The sequence below is a fragment of the Phocaeicola plebeius DSM 17135 genome (genome assembly GCF_000187895.1).
GTDB classification, from domain to species: Bacteria; Bacteroidota; Bacteroidia; order Bacteroidales; family Bacteroidaceae; genus Phocaeicola; species Phocaeicola plebeius.
Genome location: NZ_DS990134.1, coordinates 308713 through 326505, shown reverse-complemented (window position 1 = coordinate 326505; position 17793 = coordinate 308713). Strand labels below are relative to the sequence as shown.

The 17793-nt window shown below is 50.8% G+C and carries 13 protein-coding genes and 1 pseudogene; 4 read left to right on the top strand and 10 right to left on the bottom strand.

The features are described from left to right. Window positions 1–35 precede the first annotated feature (35 nt). A complete protein-coding gene (locus BACPLE_RS16220) occupies window positions 36–644 on the top strand; it encodes a LolA family protein (protein WP_007563993.1) in 609 nt (202 codons plus the stop codon). Here BACPLE_RS16220 and BACPLE_RS16215 read toward each other — a convergent pair. From BACPLE_RS16215 to BACPLE_RS16205, 3 genes are all read right to left on the bottom strand, one after another. Next, window positions 628–1356 carry a murein L,D-transpeptidase catalytic domain family protein gene (locus BACPLE_RS16215; protein WP_007563991.1) on the bottom strand — a complete coding sequence of 243 codons (729 nt, stop codon included), beginning with the start codon at window positions 1354–1356 and terminating at the stop codon, window positions 628–630. The genes BACPLE_RS16220 and BACPLE_RS16215 overlap by 17 nt on opposite strands. A gap of 89 nt (window positions 1357–1445) precedes the next feature. Then, window positions 1446–2483 (bottom strand): L,D-transpeptidase, encoded by a 1038-nt coding sequence (locus BACPLE_RS16210; protein ID WP_007563989.1) that lies wholly within the window; start codon window positions 2481–2483, stop codon window positions 1446–1448. A gap of 116 nt (window positions 2484–2599) precedes the next feature. Further along, a complete protein-coding gene (locus BACPLE_RS16205; protein ID WP_022052514.1) occupies window positions 2600–3202 on the bottom strand; it encodes an IMPACT family protein in 603 nt (200 codons plus the stop codon). A 133-nt stretch (window positions 3203–3335) separates the two neighbouring features. On the opposite strand from BACPLE_RS16205, the gene BACPLE_RS16200 reads away from it, so the two are divergent. Next, window positions 3336–4832: an arylsulfatase gene (locus BACPLE_RS16200; RefSeq protein ID WP_050792123.1), complete on the top strand. Its 1497-nt coding sequence runs from the start codon at window positions 3336–3338 to the stop codon at window positions 4830–4832. Between the two features lie 224 nt (window positions 4833–5056). Here the strand turns inward: BACPLE_RS16200 and BACPLE_RS16195 are convergent, their stop codons facing one another. The 7 genes and pseudogenes from BACPLE_RS16195 to rhuM form a co-directional block, all read right to left on the bottom strand. Then, entirely contained in the window at window positions 5057–6304 is a 1248-nt protein-coding gene (locus BACPLE_RS16195) for a DUF1015 domain-containing protein (protein ID WP_007563983.1), read from the bottom strand. After that, window positions 6291–6497 (bottom strand): hypothetical protein, encoded by a 207-nt coding sequence (locus BACPLE_RS16190; RefSeq protein WP_007563980.1) that lies wholly within the window; start codon window positions 6495–6497, stop codon window positions 6291–6293. The genes BACPLE_RS16195 and BACPLE_RS16190 overlap by 14 nt, the downstream gene beginning before the upstream one ends. Window positions 6498–6514: 17 nt before the next feature. After that, window positions 6515–7438, bottom strand: a complete 924-nt coding sequence (locus BACPLE_RS16185) for an NAD(P)-dependent oxidoreductase (RefSeq protein WP_007563978.1) — start codon at window positions 7436–7438, stop codon at window positions 6515–6517. 74 nt (window positions 7439–7512) lie between these two features. After that, window positions 7513–8583 (bottom strand): 3-phosphoserine/phosphohydroxythreonine transaminase, encoded by a 1071-nt coding sequence (serC, locus tag BACPLE_RS16180; RefSeq protein WP_007563976.1) that lies wholly within the window; start codon window positions 8581–8583, stop codon window positions 7513–7515. A 251-nt stretch (window positions 8584–8834) separates the two neighbouring features. After that, the gene (locus BACPLE_RS16175) at window positions 8835–10151 is read right to left on the bottom strand and encodes a DEAD/DEAH box helicase (RefSeq protein ID WP_007563972.1); all 1317 of its coding nucleotides are present in this window, start codon (window positions 10149–10151) and stop codon (window positions 8835–8837) included. Window positions 10152–10198: 47 nt separating this feature from the next. Then, complete coding sequence (locus BACPLE_RS16170; RefSeq protein ID WP_007563970.1) at window positions 10199–15019, bottom strand: RecQ family ATP-dependent DNA helicase; 4821 nt, start codon at window positions 15017–15019, stop codon at window positions 10199–10201. A gap of 1096 nt (window positions 15020–16115) precedes the next feature. Continuing rightward, window positions 16116–16220, bottom strand: a pseudogene (gene rhuM / locus BACPLE_RS19780) (RhuM family protein); the annotation flags it as partial. A 9-nt stretch (window positions 16221–16229) separates the two neighbouring features. Between rhuM and BACPLE_RS16155 the strand changes: the two are divergent. Together BACPLE_RS16155 and BACPLE_RS16150 are read left to right on the top strand one after the other, a co-directional pair. Next, on the top strand, window positions 16230–16706 hold the full coding sequence (locus BACPLE_RS16155) for a GNAT family N-acetyltransferase (protein ID WP_007563957.1): 477 nt from the start codon (window positions 16230–16232) through the stop codon (window positions 16704–16706). A gap of 207 nt (window positions 16707–16913) precedes the next feature. Next, the gene (locus BACPLE_RS16150; protein ID WP_040313409.1) at window positions 16914–17786 is read left to right on the top strand and encodes a pyridoxamine kinase; all 873 of its coding nucleotides are present in this window, start codon (window positions 16914–16916) and stop codon (window positions 17784–17786) included. Window positions 17787–17793 lie beyond the last annotated feature (7 nt).

Sequence of the window (17793 nt, the reverse complement as noted above, 5' to 3'; positions counted from 1 at the left end):
GCTGCCCTCTAACCCCTAAAAAGATTGTGACAGGTATGAAAAAGATTTTTCTTCTCGTCCTGCTGATGGGAGTCGCCTTGTGTCAGGCTGTGGCCCAACAGGACGCAAAAGCTGAAAGCATATTAAGCAAGATGGCGGACAACTACCGGAAAGCCGGTGGCATCAGCCTGACTTTTGGAGGAACACAACACGGAAAGCTGTTGCTGAAAGGCAACAAGTTCTGTCTGGAGAGCGGAGGCATCAAGACCTGGTTCGACGGAAAGACACAGTGGAGCTACGTGGAGCAGAATGAAGAGGTGAACGTGTCATCCCCCACCCCAGAGGAAATACAGAGCGTCAACCCGTATGCGCTGCTGACGGCCTACAAGAAGGGCTTCAACTACCGCTACGTGGGCGAAAAGACCCGTCAGGGAAAGCGGGGACATGAAATCATCCTGACCCCGAAGACCTCGCAGGACATTAAAAGCATCACACTGAACGTGAAGGAAAACAGCTCGCCCGTGTACATTGCCATCCAGTTACAGAACGGAGAGAAACAAGAGTTTCAGATTTCGTCGTACCGCACGGGAGTGAACCTGCCCGACGCGGTGTTCCGTTTCGACAAGAGCAAGTATCCGGAAGCGGAAATCATTGATTTACGATGACATCATCCGATGTATCGAGAATAGAACTTTGAGCTAAGTAAGAGGGGGTTTCGGCATAGATATACATGACGCTGCCCCCTTTTATTGCATCTATAATGGGGCGCGACACGGAAGTAGGCAGTGCCGGACATCCGAAGCTCCGTCCCAACCGTCCGCCACGACTGGCCACGGAAGGGTCTGCATAGGCGGCCCCGTGCACCACAATGGCACGTTCGCGGGCCCGGTCGTTAATCCCTTTCTCCAGTCCGTCGAGAATGAGCGAATACCCGTTTCGTCCCTGATAGGTGGAAGCCGTCAGGTAAAAGCCCAGTGAACTCTTGTAGGAGCCGTATTCGTTGGAAAAAGAGGTGGCATAGTTTCCGCCGCTGTTCTTTCCGTGTGACACTACCGAAGAATACAGCATCCGGCGGTGCTTCATGTCGAACACGTACAGGCGCTTTTCCGTGGAAGGCTTGGAAAAGTCAATCAGGGTCAGCACGTCGCGCTTGCGGTTCTTGATGCGGTTGTAACCCGTCACCGCCTGCTTGAAGGCCCGCCAGTTGACCACCCCCTCCAGCTGCATGGAATGGTAGAGCGACACGACCTCATCGGCCGCCTTAACCGCTGCTACAGGGGATTCAGTAGGAACAGACTCTCCTTCCGCCGTGAAATACGCACAGGGGAAAGACAGGAACATGGCAGAAAGAAAAAATTTGATGATATGATTTTGCATGACTTTTTACGACCTGAAAAAATATTCGGCCGCAAAGTTACGGATTTTCTGCCCTTCTTCTTCCGTAAAGAGAGTTAATTTTATAGAAATCACTCGATTACAATCACCAGTGACCGTTCTGTCGGTGCCCAGTCGTACACAAACTTGGCATGCGAAGTGGCATTCCGCACACACATGTGCGAACGGGGCGTGGTGCCCAACGACCAGCTGTATTCAATCATCGCCGTGCGAGGCACGTTGACCGGAACCCCGTGAATGTAGGCTCCGTTGGTGAAGCGGCTGGCATACGGTGCATAGCCTCCGGTGGCCGCAGAACCGTCTTTCAGGAACACCATGCGCGACTTTTTCTGCTGCACCACAAACATGCCGAGCGGGGTTTCCTGCGCGTACGGCGGACGGTGCATGCCCGTAGTGGCCGGATTCATGCTGCGGATGGCCCAGGTACCTTCTTCCAGACGTTCCAGCGTGGCAATGTTCTGGTCGCCCCGGTCTACCACTACCACGTGGTTAAACTGCGTACTGTCGGACAAGAGTTTGACATAGCGACGCGGCACCCACCATTCTCCCTCGATGGAGACCGGTGACACGCGATAGAAACTGCCCGTCTCGCCCAGGAAAGACACCAGCGCCCCGTCGCGTCCGTAGCGTTCGGGCACCAGCGTATCCGAAGGAAGATACAGCGGCACCGACTGATAACGCTCCACTCCCAGCGTATCGGCAATGCGTCGGTACACATTCTGCGTGTATTTCCGCACCAGCGGAGCTTCACGGTTCACATTCTTGTAATTCTGGAATATCGCCCAGCGGTTGGCATCGTATTGAAGGTTCTCGATAAAGGCCAGGCATTTGCGTATGACGTCCCATTTGAATGAACGGACGGTGTCCTTATACGGATACTCATCCTTCAAGGTGTATTTGTCAAAAAGAAGTTCCTTCGCCAAGATGATGTCGGCAGCGGTCAGCGGTTTACGCTCAAACGGCAGAATATCTTCCACCTCCATGCTATCGGGAGATGCCGTCTCCGACACGATGGGTTGCGACATCGGTTGTTCCACCCCACGGCCTGCTTCCTCCCGGCAACCGCAAAGGAGACACAAGAAGCATATTAAGCCTGTCAGTCGTTTCATAATGAAGGGTTATAAGGTTGGAACAAAGATAATAATTTTTGCTAAAAAACCGCAGGAAAATGCAAAAAATCAGCGACTTTCTGCAAAGGAAGCACGACTTCCGGCTCTTCTGCCGATTACTCGTCCAAGATGCGGGCCGTCTCCACTTTTTCCAGTCGCGCACGCAGCTTTCCCATCATCGACTTGCGGATGCGCAGACGCATCAGGCAGTCCATGTCGTACGACTGTTCCAGTATCTCGGGCGACTCTTCCTTGACGATGCGCATGATGTCGTTCATGAAGGGATATTCGAACGCCACGGCCACGTCTTCGTCCACCGTCTTCTCGATGACCGGAGCTTCATCCAATGCCAGCGAAGCCGCCATGCGGTAGGCCACAATCAGACCGCTCGTCCCCAGCTTGATACCGCCGAAATAACGCACCACGATGACCAGCACATCGGTCAGCTCGCGCGAGTTAATCTGTCCGAGGATGGGCTTTCCGGCCGTACCCGAAGGCTCTCCGTTGTCGTTGGCCCGGAAATCCTTCCGTTCCGCACCCAGCATATAGGCATAACACACGTGGCGGGCATCGTAATATTTCTTCTGGTACTCTTCCAGAAGGGACTTCACTTCGGAGAGCGTACGCACCGGCAGCGCAATGGCAATGAACTTGCTGCGCTTCTCGGTATAGATGGCTTCCGCGCTTTCCTGAATGGTCTTATAGGTATCTTCTTGCATCGTTTTTCTTCTTTCAGGTGGCAAATTTAATGATTTTTCTCGCATTTTTAAAACCGGAAAGCGTATCTTTGCTCCTGCATTAATCCCTTAAGAAACTAATGGCATGAAAAAATTACAAAAACTAACCTACTGTATGGGACTGGCTACCCTGGCCATCCCCCATGCACAAGCTGCAACCCCCGATTCTGAAAAACCCAATATTTTGTTCATTCTCTGCGACGACATGGGATACGGCGACCTGGGATGCTACGGCCAGCCTTTTATCCAGACACCCTGCATCGACCAGATGGCACAGGAGGGCATGCGATTTACGCAGGCATACGCCGGAAGCCCCGTCAGTGCCCCGTCGCGCGCCAGCCTGATGACCGGACAGCACAGCGGACACGGACACGTGAGAGGCAACAAGGAATACTGGCTCGGCGAGGTGTGGTACGGACAGAACAAGGAATATGCCGTGACCGGACAGGAGCCGTATGACCCGCAGCACATCATCCTGCCGGAAATCATGAAGAAGAACGGCTATACCACCGGCATGTTCGGCAAATGGGCTGGCGGCTACGAAGGCTCGACCTCTACTCCCGACAAACGGGGCGTGGACGAATACTTCGGCTACATGTGCCAGTTTCAGGCGCACCTCTACTACCCGAACTTCCTGAACTCCTACAGCCGTGCCGCAGGTGATACGGCCGTCAGCCGTGTGATTCTGGAAGACAACATACGCTACCCGATGAGCGGCGACGACTATTTCAAGCGTACGCAGTATTCGGCCGACCTGATTCACCAGAAGGCACTGGAATGGATTGACAAGCAGGACGGCAAACAGCCTTTCTACGGCTTCCTGACGTACACCCTGCCGCATGCCGAACTGGTACAGCCCAACGACTCTATCCTGAAGAAATATAAGAAACAGTTCTTTGAAGACAAGACCTGGGGCGGACAAGCCGGTTCCCGTTACAACGAGAGCGTGCACACACATGCCCAGTTTGCCGGTATGATCAGCCGACTGGATGCCTACGTGGGCGAAATCCTGGCCAAGCTGAAAGAAAAAGGGCTCGACGAGAATACCATCGTCATCTTCAGCAGTGACAACGGTCCTCACGAAGAAGGCGGTGCCGACCCGACATTCTTCGGACGCGACGGCAAGCTGCGCGGCCTGAAACGCCAGTGCTACGAAGGAGGTATCCGCATCCCGTTCATCGTGCGCTGGCCGGGAAAGGTGAAAGCCGGTGAGGTGAACGACCATCAGCTGGCCTTCTACGACATCATGCCTACCTTCTGCGAACTGGTGGGCGACAAGCGTTTCCCCAAGAAATACCTGAACAAGAAACTGGAAGGCGACTGCTTCGACGGCATCTCTTTCGCTCCTACCCTGTTGGGAAATGACGAAGCTCAGAAGGCACACGACTTCCTCTACTGGGAGTTCCACGAAACCGACCAGATTGGTCTCCGCATGGGCGACTGGAAGATGGTGGTAAAGAAGGGTATTCCTCACCTCTACAACCTGGCAGAAGACATCCATGAGGACCACGACGTGGCTGCCCAGCATCCGGTTCTCGTGAACCAGATGAAGCAGGTAATTCTGCGCGAACACCGCCCGAACGACCTCTTCCCCGTGACCTTGCCGAAATAAGATATTTCACTGGAAAAACGCACTTACGTTTCGAACCAAACGCACTTGCGTTCCAACTCAAACGCCGAAGAGTTTTAAAGAAAACGCACTTACGTTTAGCAGAATACGTAAGTGTGTTTTCTTTTCAGCTTACTTCTCGCCGTCCGTCCCGCAAGTATATCCACCAAAAAAGGCCTTCCCAAATGCAACTTTGAGAAGGCCCTGTATCGTTCAGAAGAAAAATCTTATTCCAGCTTGTGAATCACCAGTCCCGAACGCAGTTTCGGTTCAAACCACGTGGTTTTCGGTGGCATGATGTTGCCCGTATCGGCAATGTCCATCAGCTGCTTCATGGAAACCGGATAGAGCGCCAGCGCCATCTTCATTTCGCCGCTGTCCACCCGTTTCTTCAGTTCACCCAGTCCGCGGATACCGCCCACGAAGTCGATACGTTTGTCCGAGCGCAGGTCCTTGATGCCGAGAATCTCGTCCAAAATCAGGTTGGAAGAAATCGTGACATCCAGCACCCCAATCGGGTCGTTATCGTCGTAAGTACCCGGTTTGGCTGTCAGACTGTACCATTTGCCCTCCAAGTAAAGCGAGAAGTTGTGCAAGGCTGCCGGCTTGTAGATGTCCGCACCCTTTTCTTCCACTACGAAGTTCTTCTTCAGCGCTTCCAGGAACGCCTGCGGAGTCAGTCCGTTCAAATCTTTCACCACCCGGTTGTAGTCGATGATTGTGAGTTGCTCGGCCGGGAAACATACCGCCATGAAGTAGTTGTATTCCTCGTCGCCCCGATGGTTCGGATTCTGAGCCGCCTTTTCAGCACCCACCAGTGCCGCTGCCGCACTACGGTGATGACCGTCGGCAATGTAAAGCGAAGGCATCTCCTTGAACGCCTCTGTCACCGCCTCAATGTCCTTGTCGTCGTCAATCACCCAGAACTGATGGCCGAAGCCGTCATCCGGTGCCACAAAGTCGTACACCGGCTTCTGAGCCGTATATTTCGCCACCACGGCATCCAGCATCTTATTTTCCGGATAAGCAAAGAACACCGGTTCGATGTTCGCATTGTTCACCCGTACATGCTTCATACGGTCCTCCTCCTTGTCACGGCGCGTCAGCTCATGCTTCTTGATCACCCCGTTCATGTAGTCGGGCACGTAAGCTCCTACCACCAGTCCATACTGCGTCTTGCCGTTCATGGTCTGGGCATAAATATAGTAACACGGTTTGTCGTCCTGCACCAGCCAGCCCTTTTCCTGGAACATCCGGAAGTTTGCTACCGCCTTGTCGTACACACGCGGATCGTGCTCATCCGTACCCTCCGGAAAGTCAATCTCCGGCTTGATGATGTGATACAAAGATTTCTCGTTGCCTTTCGCCTCTTCGCGGGCCTCAGCCGAGTTTAACACGTCGTAAGGGCGGGAAGCCACCTGCTCCACCAAGTCCTGTGGCGGACGAACACCCTTGAAAGGTTTAACTATTGCCATAATGCTTGAAATTTCGTTTGAAAAATAACACTAACGTACACAGCGCATAAATGAAACACATCAGTGCCATGCCGCACAGGAACCCTTTCCAGAAATCATCCAGAAACGACCTGCACAAAGAGTTCACCAGCAGCAAGGAAGATCCGAGCCCCAATGGAATCAGCGAATGCCGTTCGTATACAGTCAGTTTCATATGCGCAAATTAAAGAGTTATTTCTTGTTTACACGGAATTTCTCACAACCATCTTTCAGGAAGCCCACAATCTGACGAGCCGCTGCGATGCCGGCATTGATATTTGCCTCAGCCGTCTGTGCACCCATCTTCTTCGGAGTAGAGAAATAACGTCCCGGGAAATGATCGGCAAACTCATCGTGATGAGCCGGCATGATGTCGGTCACATACTTCAAGTCCGGACGGTCATTCATCAGGCGAAGCAAATCTGCTTCGTTAATCACCTCCTTACGGGCAGTATTCACCAGCAAACCGTTTTTCGGCATGCGGTTCACCAAATCATAATCAATGGAATTCTTGGTTTCGGCAGTAGCCGGAATGTGCAATGACACCACGTTGCAGGTAGCATACAGTTCTTCTGCGGAATCCACCGGTTTCACACCGTCGGCCACCATGGCTTCCTTCGGGCAATACGCATCGTAGGCATAAATGTCCATACCGATGCCCTTTGCGATACGAGCCACATTGCGTCCCACGTTACCGTATGCATGGATACCCAGTTTCTTGCCCATCAGTTCCGTACCCGATTTGCCGTCGTAGAAATTACGAACCGCCATAATCATCATACCGAAAGCCAGTTCGGCCACCGCATTCGAGTTCTGTCCCGGCGTATTCATCACGCAAACCCCGTGAGCCGTAGCTGCCTCCAGGTCCACATTGTCATATCCCGCACCGGCACGTACCACGATTTTCAGTTCCTTTGCCGCATCCAGCACTTCCTTGTCAATGATGTCACTTCGGATAATCACTGCATTCGCATCCTTCACCGCATCGAGCAACTGCTGTTTTTCTGTATATTTCTCCAGCAAAGCCAGTTCATAGCCCGCAGCTTCTATCTCTTTCCGAATACCGTCGATAGCTACTTTAGCAAACGGTTTCTCTGTCGCAACCAATACTTTCATAATACTTGATTTTAAAAAGAAAACAAGGACGTGTTATCGAAATTCCACGCCCTTATCTTCGGGTATAACAACAATTAATGCATTTTCTCAAATTCCTGCATGCAGTCAATCAGTGCCTGCACACTTTCTACCGGCATGGCATTGTAGCAAGAAGCACGGAAACCACCCACAGAACGGTGACCCTTGATGCCCACCATACCTTTTTCGGTAGCAAACTTCAGGAAGTCGGCTTCCAGGTCCTTGTATTCATCGGCCATGACGAAGCAGATGTTCATGTACGAACGGTCTTCCTTAGCCGTTACGGTGCCACGGAACAGCTTGTTGCGGTCAATTTCGGCATACAGCATGTCGGCACGCTGTTTGGCACGGCGCTGCATTTCTTCCACGCCACCCTGTGCCTTGATCCAGCGCAAAGTCTGGAGAGCCGCATAAATAGGCACTACCGGCGGAGTATTGAACATAGAACCCTTGTCCACGTGTGTCTGATAATTCAGCATGGTCGGGATGTGACGGGAAACCTTACCCAGCGCATCGTTCTTCACGATAACGAAAGTCACACCCGCAGGAGCCAGGTTCTTCTGTGCACCTCCGTAAATACAGATATATTTGGAAACGTCTACCGGACGAGAGAAAATGTCCGAAGACATATCGGCCACCATCGGCACATTGACATCAAGGTCGGCATGCAATTCCGTACCGTAGATGGTATTGTTGGTCGTGATATGGAAATAATCCACGTCGGCCGGCACTTCATAATCTTTCGGGATATAAGTGTAGCCTTCTTTTTCAGAAGAAGCTACCTCTACTGTTTCGCCGAACGCTTTCGCTTCTTTCAGCGCTTTCTTGGCCCAAGTACCCGTATTCAGGTAAGCCGCCTTCTTTTCCAGGAAATTATAGGGAACCATACAGAACTCCATGCTTGCACCTCCACCCAGGAACAATACCGAGTATCCTTCCGGAATGTTCAGCAGTTCCTTGAACAGTGCCACTGCTTCATCTACCACCGGCTGGAAGTCTTTAGCGCGGTGACTGATTTCCATCAACGAAAGTCCTGAACCATTATAATCAAGAATAGCCTGAGCTGTCTTTTCTATCACTTCGCGAGGCAAAATAGACGGTCCCGCATTAAAATTATGTTTCTTCATTGGAAGTTTGTTTTGGTTAAACAATCATTTTAGCTAACACTTGCGAATTTAGTGATTATTTTTAGACTTCCAAAAGTTTTCGTGATAATTTTACAGCCTTATTGAATTTTATCTTTCAAATTACATATACAAATGCTGTTTTAGTGACATATTGACACGAGAATAGTTAGCTATGGCATGGGGATGCTCACGAGTCATAGCAAAATGCGAGACAGCCTTCACCGCCGGAAGGCTGCCATGACACAAAGTTATTATTTTGCCAGTTCTATCAAAGTTTTTACCCCCTTTATCTTTTCATTTTGTATGAGTTTTAACGTTTGTTTTGCCTTTTTCCGAGAAATTGCCGCAAACGCATAATGGTCTTTCACGTCCACACGTCCCACATCGTCCCGGCCCAGTCCACCTTTCTTCGACAAAAATCCCACGATGTCAATCTTGTTGATCTTGTCTTTCTTGCCCTTCCCTATATATAAGGTGACAAACTCCGGCAAGGCAGGCTGCGGCGTCGGCTCCGGCAGTTCAAACTCTTCCAGCGGACGGGGCACATAGTCGGGGATACGCTCCTCATCGTGCAAAATCAGAAAGGCATTACCCTCGGCCTCCCAACGCGCCGTACGTCCGTTGCGGTGAATGAACCCGTCCTCGGCCACCGGCAAGTGATAATGCACCACGTGGCGGATGTCCGGAATATCCAGTCCGCGGGCTGCCAGGTCGGTCGAAATAAAAATGTGGCAGCTTCCGTTACGGAACTTATACAGCGCCCGTTCACGGTCGTCCTGCTCCATTCCGCCGTGGAACGTCTCGCAATACACCTTCATGGAGTGCAGGTACTTCCCTACCCGGTCCACACTCTCGCGATGGTTGCAGAACACCAGCGTCGATTCGTTTCCCAGCGTACACAGCAGCTTGTAGAGCGTTTCCAGCTTGTCCTTCACCGGCGAAGTGACCCGATACACCGACAAGCGTTGCGACACCGTTTCCTCCGGATTCAGGAAATCCAGTTTCAGTGTGCGGTTCATGCCCGTAAAGCGCGGAATCTCCTCCGCATCGGTAGCCGACAACAGGAAGCGGCGACGCAATGCCGGCAACTTTCCGATGACCTCGGCCATCTCATCCTGAAAGCCGAACTCCAGACACTTATCGAACTCATCGATGACCAGCGTACGCACGGTGCCCGCCTCGAAATTCTGCTTGTTCAGGTGGTCGTTCATACGCCCCGGCGTACCGATAATCACCGCCGGCGAAATGCCCTTCATGGTGCGGTGTTCCTCCATGGCCGGACGTCCGCCGTAACAGCTCATCACCGGAAAACCGGTCGCCATGGCCTTGAACACCTGCTCAATCTGCAAAGCCAGCTCGCGAGAAGGTACCAGTACCACGGCCTGCACGCCTTCCACTCCCTTTTTCAGCGAGCTCACCAGCGGCAGCAGATAGGCCAGCGTCTTTCCGGAACCCGTAGGCGAGAGCAGAATCAAATCGCTGCCTTCTTTCCAGGCATCGATGGAAGCCTCCTGCATGGCGTTCAACTGGTCAATCTTCAGGTTTGATAATATTGTTTGTATGTCCATAATTCTTGGTTTTTTGTGGGTTAGTTAGCAAAGATAATCAAAATAAACTACAGACACAACACCAGGTCGGGCAGCAACACTGCCGTTTCCGCTTCCTCTTTCGGCGCATCCTTCGGCTTCCACGCCACCACGAAGCGTACGGAAGCCGACTTCACCTCATAACCACGCTCCTTCCACTCGGCCAACTTCTTCTGCATATTCTGTGACAAGCGGGCCACCGGCTTTTGCGCCTGATTATACAATGTGTAGTCTTTATAGAACAACGTATCACCCCCTTTCAGCGACAGCACCTCCCGTTTGAGATCCTTAAAGAATCCCAAGAACACATCCTTGTGCGAAAGCTGCAACACAATCTCACCGGGCATTGCATACTCCCGCGAATCTACCAGATACTGGTCTGCCTTCAGATTCGCAAAGCAATCTCCGTTTGTATGCACAAACAACCGTTTTTTGGCACGGGTAATGCCCACATAATACCGGCGCATCAGGTGAGCGTCTTTTAAATACCCGTCCGAAACAAGCATGTACACGTCATCAAACTCACGGCCCTTTGCCTTGTGAATGGTCGACACCACCACATCAGCCCCCGACACGTCACAAAAATCTTCCATCGAAGATTCGAACACAAACTCCTTGAAATCCGTGAAATACTTCATCCGGTTGATTTCCTCAAACAACTCCACACAACGCTTCACGTAAGGCAAACCCAAACTCCCTTCATAAGCCGCAAACGTAGCACTCTTAGCCTTCTCCCAGAGTTCATCCGGAATCAAAGGCGTACTCACCTGCTTGCCTATATACTTCAGGAAATACCTCATCTCGGCCATATTCCAGAACAGCAAGCCCTCCATCGACTGAATCAGCTTGCTGCGCACACCACGCTTCCGCAACAATGCCACCAGAATGACCGCCTCTTCATTGGTCTGGGTAAGTACACATGCGGTACCCTCTCCTCTATTCCGTAGCAGTTCCTCCACCAGCGGCTGATACATGCAGGCAGACTGATGGCGAGTCACTCCTACCCATCCATCTTCCTTGCGCATCGATACAATCGGCATGCTTTTCAGCCTTCCGCCAATACCTTTCACAAAATCATTGGCCGCTGCCACCACATGACGTGCACTCCGGTAATTCTCCGTCATCTCCACAAAACGACTTCCGGTCTCCTGCGTCAGTTGCCACATGTAACCGGAATCCGAGCCACGGAACTCATAGATATTCTGGTCATCGTCGCCCACAGCTATCACCCGCATCTCCTCATTGTGGTGCATCAACGCCCTTACCAGCGCATGCTCTTCCGCGCCCATGTCCTGTGCCTCATCAATCACCAGCACCGTCTTGCCAATCCGGTTAGGTTCCACTTCCCCCTGCTCAATCATCTCCGCAGCCTTCCCTACCACATTCTTCACTTCCTCCAGGTTGCCAATCAAACCCAGCAAGTCAAAACAATAGGCATGAAAGGTTTTGATTTCCACGTAGTGCGCCGCATTGCCAATCAGTTCCATCAGTCGCTGCTTGAATTCCGTGGCAGCCGCCCGGGAGAAAGTCAGCATCAGCAACTGCTCGTGCTTCACATCCTCCAGCAACAACAGTGAGGCCAGCTTGTGTACCAGCACACGGGTTTTTCCGCTGCCCGGACCAGCCGCCACCACAATGCAGCGCGACTCCTTGTCTGAAATAATCTCCATCTGCCGCTGAGACAACTGCCCGAACAACTGCTTGTACTTTTCCGGCGTGAGGTTACGCTGAATCTCGTTCACCCGCTCACCCTTGAAGTATTTGGCAATAAATTTCCTATAATCCATCTGGAAATAATCCTGCACATACTGCAAAGCCTCCTGATAGTCCTTCACCATCAGGTTGGCATATTCTCCCACGATGTGCACCTGCTGAATCTTCTGCTTATAGAACTCGTTCAGCATCCGGTAATCCTCCTGTTTGTAGCGCGACTTATTATCCTTTATCCGCTTGATGTCCATCGCATTGTAAAGCACCAAGAAACCACCTTCCAGCTTGAGAGCCCCAATCTTCGACAGATACAGAAGTGCTTCTTCCACATCTTCCAGCTGCAAATCTTCCATTCTGCCAAAAAGAGACTGAGGACTCGCTTTCAACTGATTCAAGAGTTCCACTACCGAGAACTGTACAGCCGCCTTCTCCGTTGCGGTTTCCTTACCCTCTCGCTCCTCCACCAGCTTATACAGCCATTCCACGGCAAAACGACTAATCTCCAACCGTTTCTCAAACCGTTTGATAGTAGTCTCCAGGTCTGCCCGGCGAGTAAGCTCCATGTTACGTGCAGCGTCCTCCTTCTTGTGCGTATACCCTTTTATGGTAAGAAAATACAGCAACGTGCGGATGTCCTTTTCCTTCGACGTGACAACTCCGTCGTGCACCGCATTGTCGTTCAGCTGCTTGCACGAAATCCGCAGCGACTCATCCGGGATATGGTTGAGAATATACTGTTCCAGTTTCGCAAAACGCTCCAGCAGCATCCGCGACTTCCGTTCCGAGTCGCCCGCATCCTGCAAATAGGCCGAAATATCCCTGCTATCGGCCAATATACCTTCCTGCCGCATCCGCTCTACCACCGACACCACTTCCTTCTTGGTCAGTCCCAGAATATCGGCCAGGTAATCAATCCGCGATTCTGCTCCCGAGTCCTGTGCCTTGGCAATGTACTTCTGCGAAATCAAGGACGTAATGATTCTCACCGCCTTCTCTATCTCGTCAGTACCAAACAACACCGATGCCGTGATACGCTTCCGTGCCTCGTCCATGTTCTTTACCGTGATACCGGTGGCATACACATGCGGCACATTGTTTCCTCGCTCCAGGTAACCGCTCTGCTCCAATGCCGCCAGAGCCGTCCGCACACGTGTCTCAATATCCGCTACCGAATCATCCCATCCCGCATTCCGGGCAATCTCCAGCGCCGAACAGCACACCCTCATGCGTTTCCTCGTCATATCCTTCACCGCCTTCCACACCTGCTGGATTTCACTAATACTCAATTTCGTCTGATTCAACAGAATAAAATGCTTATCCAGGTCATTGTCACTGTAAAGCACATAACAGCGTGCGTTAAGATGCGGGTCACGTCCGGCCCTGCCGGCTTCCTGCACATAGTTCTCCAGCGAATCGGAAATATCGTAATGCACCACCAGTCCCACATCCTTCTTGTCCACTCCCATTCCGAAAGCTGACGTCGCCACGATGATGCGCACCTGGTCGCTCATGAACGCATCCTGATTGGCAATCTTCTCGTCGGCATCCATCTTTCCGTTGAAAGGAAGCGCCTTATAGCCGTCGCGCGTCAGTTTCGCAGCCAGTTCCTTGGTACGCCGTGTACGCGACACATACACAATGGTCGGACAGCTGGACTCTGCTACCAGCTCCCTCAACTTGGTATACTTATCCTCGTCCGTCTCGGCATGCACCACCGAATAGTGCAGATTCGTTCGCGAAGCTGTAGAGGCAAACAACTCCAAATCCAGGTTCAACGTCCGCTTGAAATAATCACAAATATCCTGTACCACCTTCTGTTTGGCCGTTGCCGTGAAACAGGATACCGGTATCGGGTTACGGCATCCCTTCTTCTGCTGGTACTCCTGAATAAACTTGCCGATATACAGATAATCCACCCGGAAGTCCTGCCCCCAGGAAGAAAAACAATGCGCCTCATCGATAACGAATCGTACCACGTGGCGCACCATCAGAATCCGCTCGATGGTTTTCGAACGCAACATTTCCGGGGCGATATACAACAGGGAAGCATCCCCCTCCTGTACCCTCTGAATGGAAAGCGCCCTCGTAATAGGGTCCAGCAGTCCGTTGATGGTCACGGCATCCGTAATCCCCTTGTCAGCCAGATTGTCCACCTGGTCTTTCATGAGCGACTGCAACGGCGAAATGACCACCGTAAGTCCATGCACCGCCCGTGCCTCCATAAGTGCCGGAAGCTGGAAAGTCAGCGATTTTCCTCCCCCTGTCGGAAAAATGGCCAGCAAGGACTTCCCCTCTACCGCCGCCCGGGCTGCCCGTTCCTGAAGCGGTTCACCCCCGTAGGTACGGAACTGGTCATAGCCAAAGAAAGCTTTCAGGTTACGCAATACATCCAGCTGGCTATTGCAATAAGCACAGCCTTCCACACAGCGTGTACGCCGCAACAGCTTCATCACATATTCCACTTCAGGATAATTGCGAAGCACCCATCCGGGCGTCACAGAACGATGGTCAGTCGTATCGACCAATGCCAGCGCATAAGCCAGCTCACACGGATAGCGCTCAATCAGCATCTCCACATCGGCATGAGCACATATCTTTCCCTCATAAAACCGGCGTATCAGTCCGGCCAGTCCCCAGGCCACCGTTTCGGCTCTCACCATGCTGAAGAATCCCCGGAACTCCTCCTTCCCTTTCAGCAACGAAGCAAACACCTTTCGTTGCTCATCGGGCAATGAATTCCACCGGGTAATCTCATCCAGTAACAAATCACGCGCCTTCTCACAATCGTTCACCGGATTGTTCATCTGATCCGCAGCCAGTTTGTCGTCTTTCACCAGCCGGTGATAAGGACGTTCCGGAAACAGCAACGGTGATACGTACAGCGTATCCACCAGCGTCCAGCGACAATCCTTGTCGGGGAACAGGTATTTCGCATCGTGATGAATGATATTATGTCCGCAAAGGTAATCCGTATCGTGCAGGAATTCGAACAGCTCCTCCTTCGATGCCTTATGGAAGGTGGCACCGTCCTGCCGAAGAGCTCCTATATCATGAATTTTATGGTCCTTCAATCCTACCTCTACGTCTACAATGGCATAACGCGAGGTTCTATTTCTTGTGAATATATCCCAGATTGCCATAGATTGTGTTTCTCATCATTTACACCATTTCATTTCCCTACATTGTAAAAGCCTCCTTTCACAGTATAGCTTCTGTCTACTACCTCAAGCTTTTAAATACGGAAATAAAACATTCTTTACAAATGTATAAATAAATGTCACAAAATCTATCAAAATCAAGTCTTCTTTTTGTTACATCATCTTCTCTATTCCATCCTAAGAATCAAATCTCCCTTATAGTTCAGCATCTTATCTTTGGCGTTGCGATACCCATGAGGACCATACCTTCCCCTAAATAGCAGCCTTTCCTTCCAACTCAGGAAATCCTGATACACGCACTCTTTTAGTATCGACCAGGGTAAATTTTATTCCGTTCTGTTCCATATCTCATTCCCTTATGATTATACAACGCTTCCTTTACAAACCGACGCCCCGCATTTAAATAATTCACTTCAGAAAGGGCTACAGAGACACATACGACCGACTTAAAGGCAGACTCCATAATCCTTCTATAAAAGAAGAAAAAATCCATCTAATCATCAATGAAAATCAAAGAAATCTCATCCACCTTCTCCAAGGATATCCCCACTCTTTTTCTTCACATACAAATCATGAAAGATTGCTTTCGAATGCCCCCTTTCTTTCACATCTTGACGATGAGTTTCCGCTCTACTCTTATCCCTCTTGTAGAGCAACAAAAGCAATTCCTAAGACTATTTATTATATAAAAAGTTGTATATGAGCGATAAATATCATAGATTTGTATAATTCTGCAAATGAATTCATATTGTAATTTTCATATTTATCAATTAGTATGATTAAAAGAATATATAAATATACATCACTTTTTTTTAGGGACTTTTTCCTATTATTCGGAATGATGTCAATGTACTATATGTTCACAGAAACTTCAACGAAAAGTATCATCAAACCTTGTTTGTTTTATGCTTTAACTGTGGCTATTCTTAATCTAATAAGGACCATATTTAAAGATAAAAATAAAAAAAACGAGTAAGCTTCAAACATTATTTTGTTGTAAGCGGCATGACATTTTCAGCCAGACTACTATCCAAAAGCAAGTGTTCCCCAGAAATTTATCATGTTGTTCCTTCATATAAAATAATACTTTTTCTGTAGCACGAATGTCCCTAATACACTCCAGAAGCTCCTTCCAGTAACCACCTCCACCCAATTTTTTCAAACGGTCATCATCCAATTCATAAACATTCTCATGCAGATACAACTTGTTTCAACTGGCAAGAAACGTTTCCTCCCACTCTTGCTTTTGGCCGATGAACAGGAATCCATGATAGACCGCTACCTGGAACGGGGTGACTTATACGTGATGTACGACAAACTGCTTACAGAACCGGTTGCCGTGGCCGTCGTAACGGATGAAGGGAAAGGAATTCGTGAACTGAAAAACCTAGCCGTAGCTCCACACTGGCAACGAAAAGGATACGGACGTCAGATGGTGGAATACCTTTGCCAGCGTTACCAGAATGTGTGTCACACGCTGACGGTAGGCACAGGAGACAGCCGTATGACCTTTTCATTTTATCAGAGCTGCGGGTTTGTCTACTCGCACACGGTGCCCGACTTTTTTACCCTCCACTATGACCATCCGATTGTAGAGGATGGAAAGGTACTGAAAGACATGTACTATTTCAGCCGCACTCTTGCCCAACCAAATGAAACTGGAAGATGAATCAGAATAAACCCTGCAAAAGTTTGCTCGTTCCGCAAAAAGTCGCGTCCTTTGTAATTGTAAATTCACAAGACTATGGCTGACAATTACATTGAACGACAATATGAGGCATACCAGGCACGGAAGGCGGCCTGGGAGAAAGAACGGAAGTACAAAAAGAAAAAGCCGGCGGCTCCGGCCGAAGCTCCCCATCGCTCAGGGGCTTTCCTGCAAAATCAGGTGAAGAAGGTGGTGGCTGTGCACGACCTGTCGGGTGTGGGCCACGTGTCGCTGATGGCGGTCATTCCGGTGCTTTCGTCCATGGGCTTTCAGGTGTGTCCGCTGCCCACGGCGGTACTGTCCGCACATACGCAGTACCCCACGTACTCGTTCCTCGACCTGACCGATGAGATGAAGCGCATCATCGAGAACTGGGAGAAGATGAACGTGCACTTCGATACTTTCTACACGGGTTATCTGGGTTCGCCGCAACAGGCACAGATTGTGGAGGAGTTTATCCTGAAGTTCCGTGGGGAAAATGACATGGTGGTAGTGGACCCGGTGCTGGGCGACAACGGCCGTCTTTACAAGGGTATCACCGAGGAGATGGTGACGGAGATGAAGAAACTGATTCACCTGGCAGATGTCATCACACCCAACCTGACGGAGCTGTATTACCTGCTGGACATGCCGTATCAGGAGCACATCACGGATGCGGAACTGAAACAGGCACTGAAGACGCTTTCCGACCGGGGTCCGGCCATCGTCATTGCCACGAGCGTGCCGGTGAGCGGCGACCCGCGTTCTACGTCGGTCTATGCCTACAACCGCTTTGGCGACCGTTACTGGAAGGTAACCTGCCCCTATCTGCCGGCACACTATCCGGGCACGGGCGACACGTTTACGAGTGTCATCACGGGAGCACTGATGCAGGGCGACAGTCTGCCCATTGCGCTCGACCGCGCCACGCAGTTTATCTTGCAGGGCATACGGGCCACATTCGGCTATGAGTACAACAACCTGGAAGGTATCATGCTGGAGAAAGTGCTCCACAACCTCGACATGCCGATTCAAATCAGCAGTTACGAGCTGGTGGAATAAGCGGCCA

What these genes read in the sequence shown, in the direction of transcription:
- BACPLE_RS16210 (WP_007563989.1), bottom strand. Translation starts at nt 2,483, where the DNA reads ATGAAACGACTGACAGGCTTAATATGCTTCTTGTGTCTCCTTTGCGGT.
- BACPLE_RS16215 (WP_007563991.1), bottom strand. Translation starts at nt 1,356, where the DNA reads ATGCAAAATCATATCATCAAATTTTTTCTTTCTGCCATGTTCCTGTCT.
- BACPLE_RS16185 (WP_007563978.1), bottom strand. Translation starts at nt 7,438, where the DNA reads ATGAAAGTATTGGTTGCGACAGAGAAACCGTTTGCTAAAGTAGCTATC.
- BACPLE_RS16195 (WP_007563983.1), bottom strand. Translation starts at nt 6,304, where the DNA reads ATGGCAATAGTTAAACCTTTCAAGGGTGTTCGTCCGCCACAGGACTTG.
- BACPLE_RS16205 (WP_022052514.1), bottom strand. Translation starts at nt 3,202, where the DNA reads ATGCAAGAAGATACCTATAAGACCATTCAGGAAAGCGCGGAAGCCATC.
- serC (WP_007563976.1), bottom strand. Translation starts at nt 8,583, where the DNA reads ATGAAGAAACATAATTTTAATGCGGGACCGTCTATTTTGCCTCGCGAA.
- BACPLE_RS16170 (WP_007563970.1), bottom strand. Translation starts at nt 15,019, where the DNA reads ATGGCAATCTGGGATATATTCACAAGAAATAGAACCTCGCGTTATGCC.
- BACPLE_RS16155 (WP_007563957.1), top strand. Translation starts at nt 16,230, where the DNA reads ATGCAGATACAACTTGTTTCAACTGGCAAGAAACGTTTCCTCCCACTC.
- BACPLE_RS16175 (WP_007563972.1), bottom strand. Translation starts at nt 10,151, where the DNA reads ATGGACATACAAACAATATTATCAAACCTGAAGATTGACCAGTTGAAC.
- BACPLE_RS16200 (WP_050792123.1), top strand. Translation starts at nt 3,336, where the DNA reads ATGGGACTGGCTACCCTGGCCATCCCCCATGCACAAGCTGCAACCCCC.
- BACPLE_RS16190 (WP_007563980.1), bottom strand. Translation starts at nt 6,497, where the DNA reads ATGAAACTGACTGTATACGAACGGCATTCGCTGATTCCATTGGGGCTC.
- BACPLE_RS16220 (WP_007563993.1), top strand. Translation starts at nt 36, where the DNA reads ATGAAAAAGATTTTTCTTCTCGTCCTGCTGATGGGAGTCGCCTTGTGT.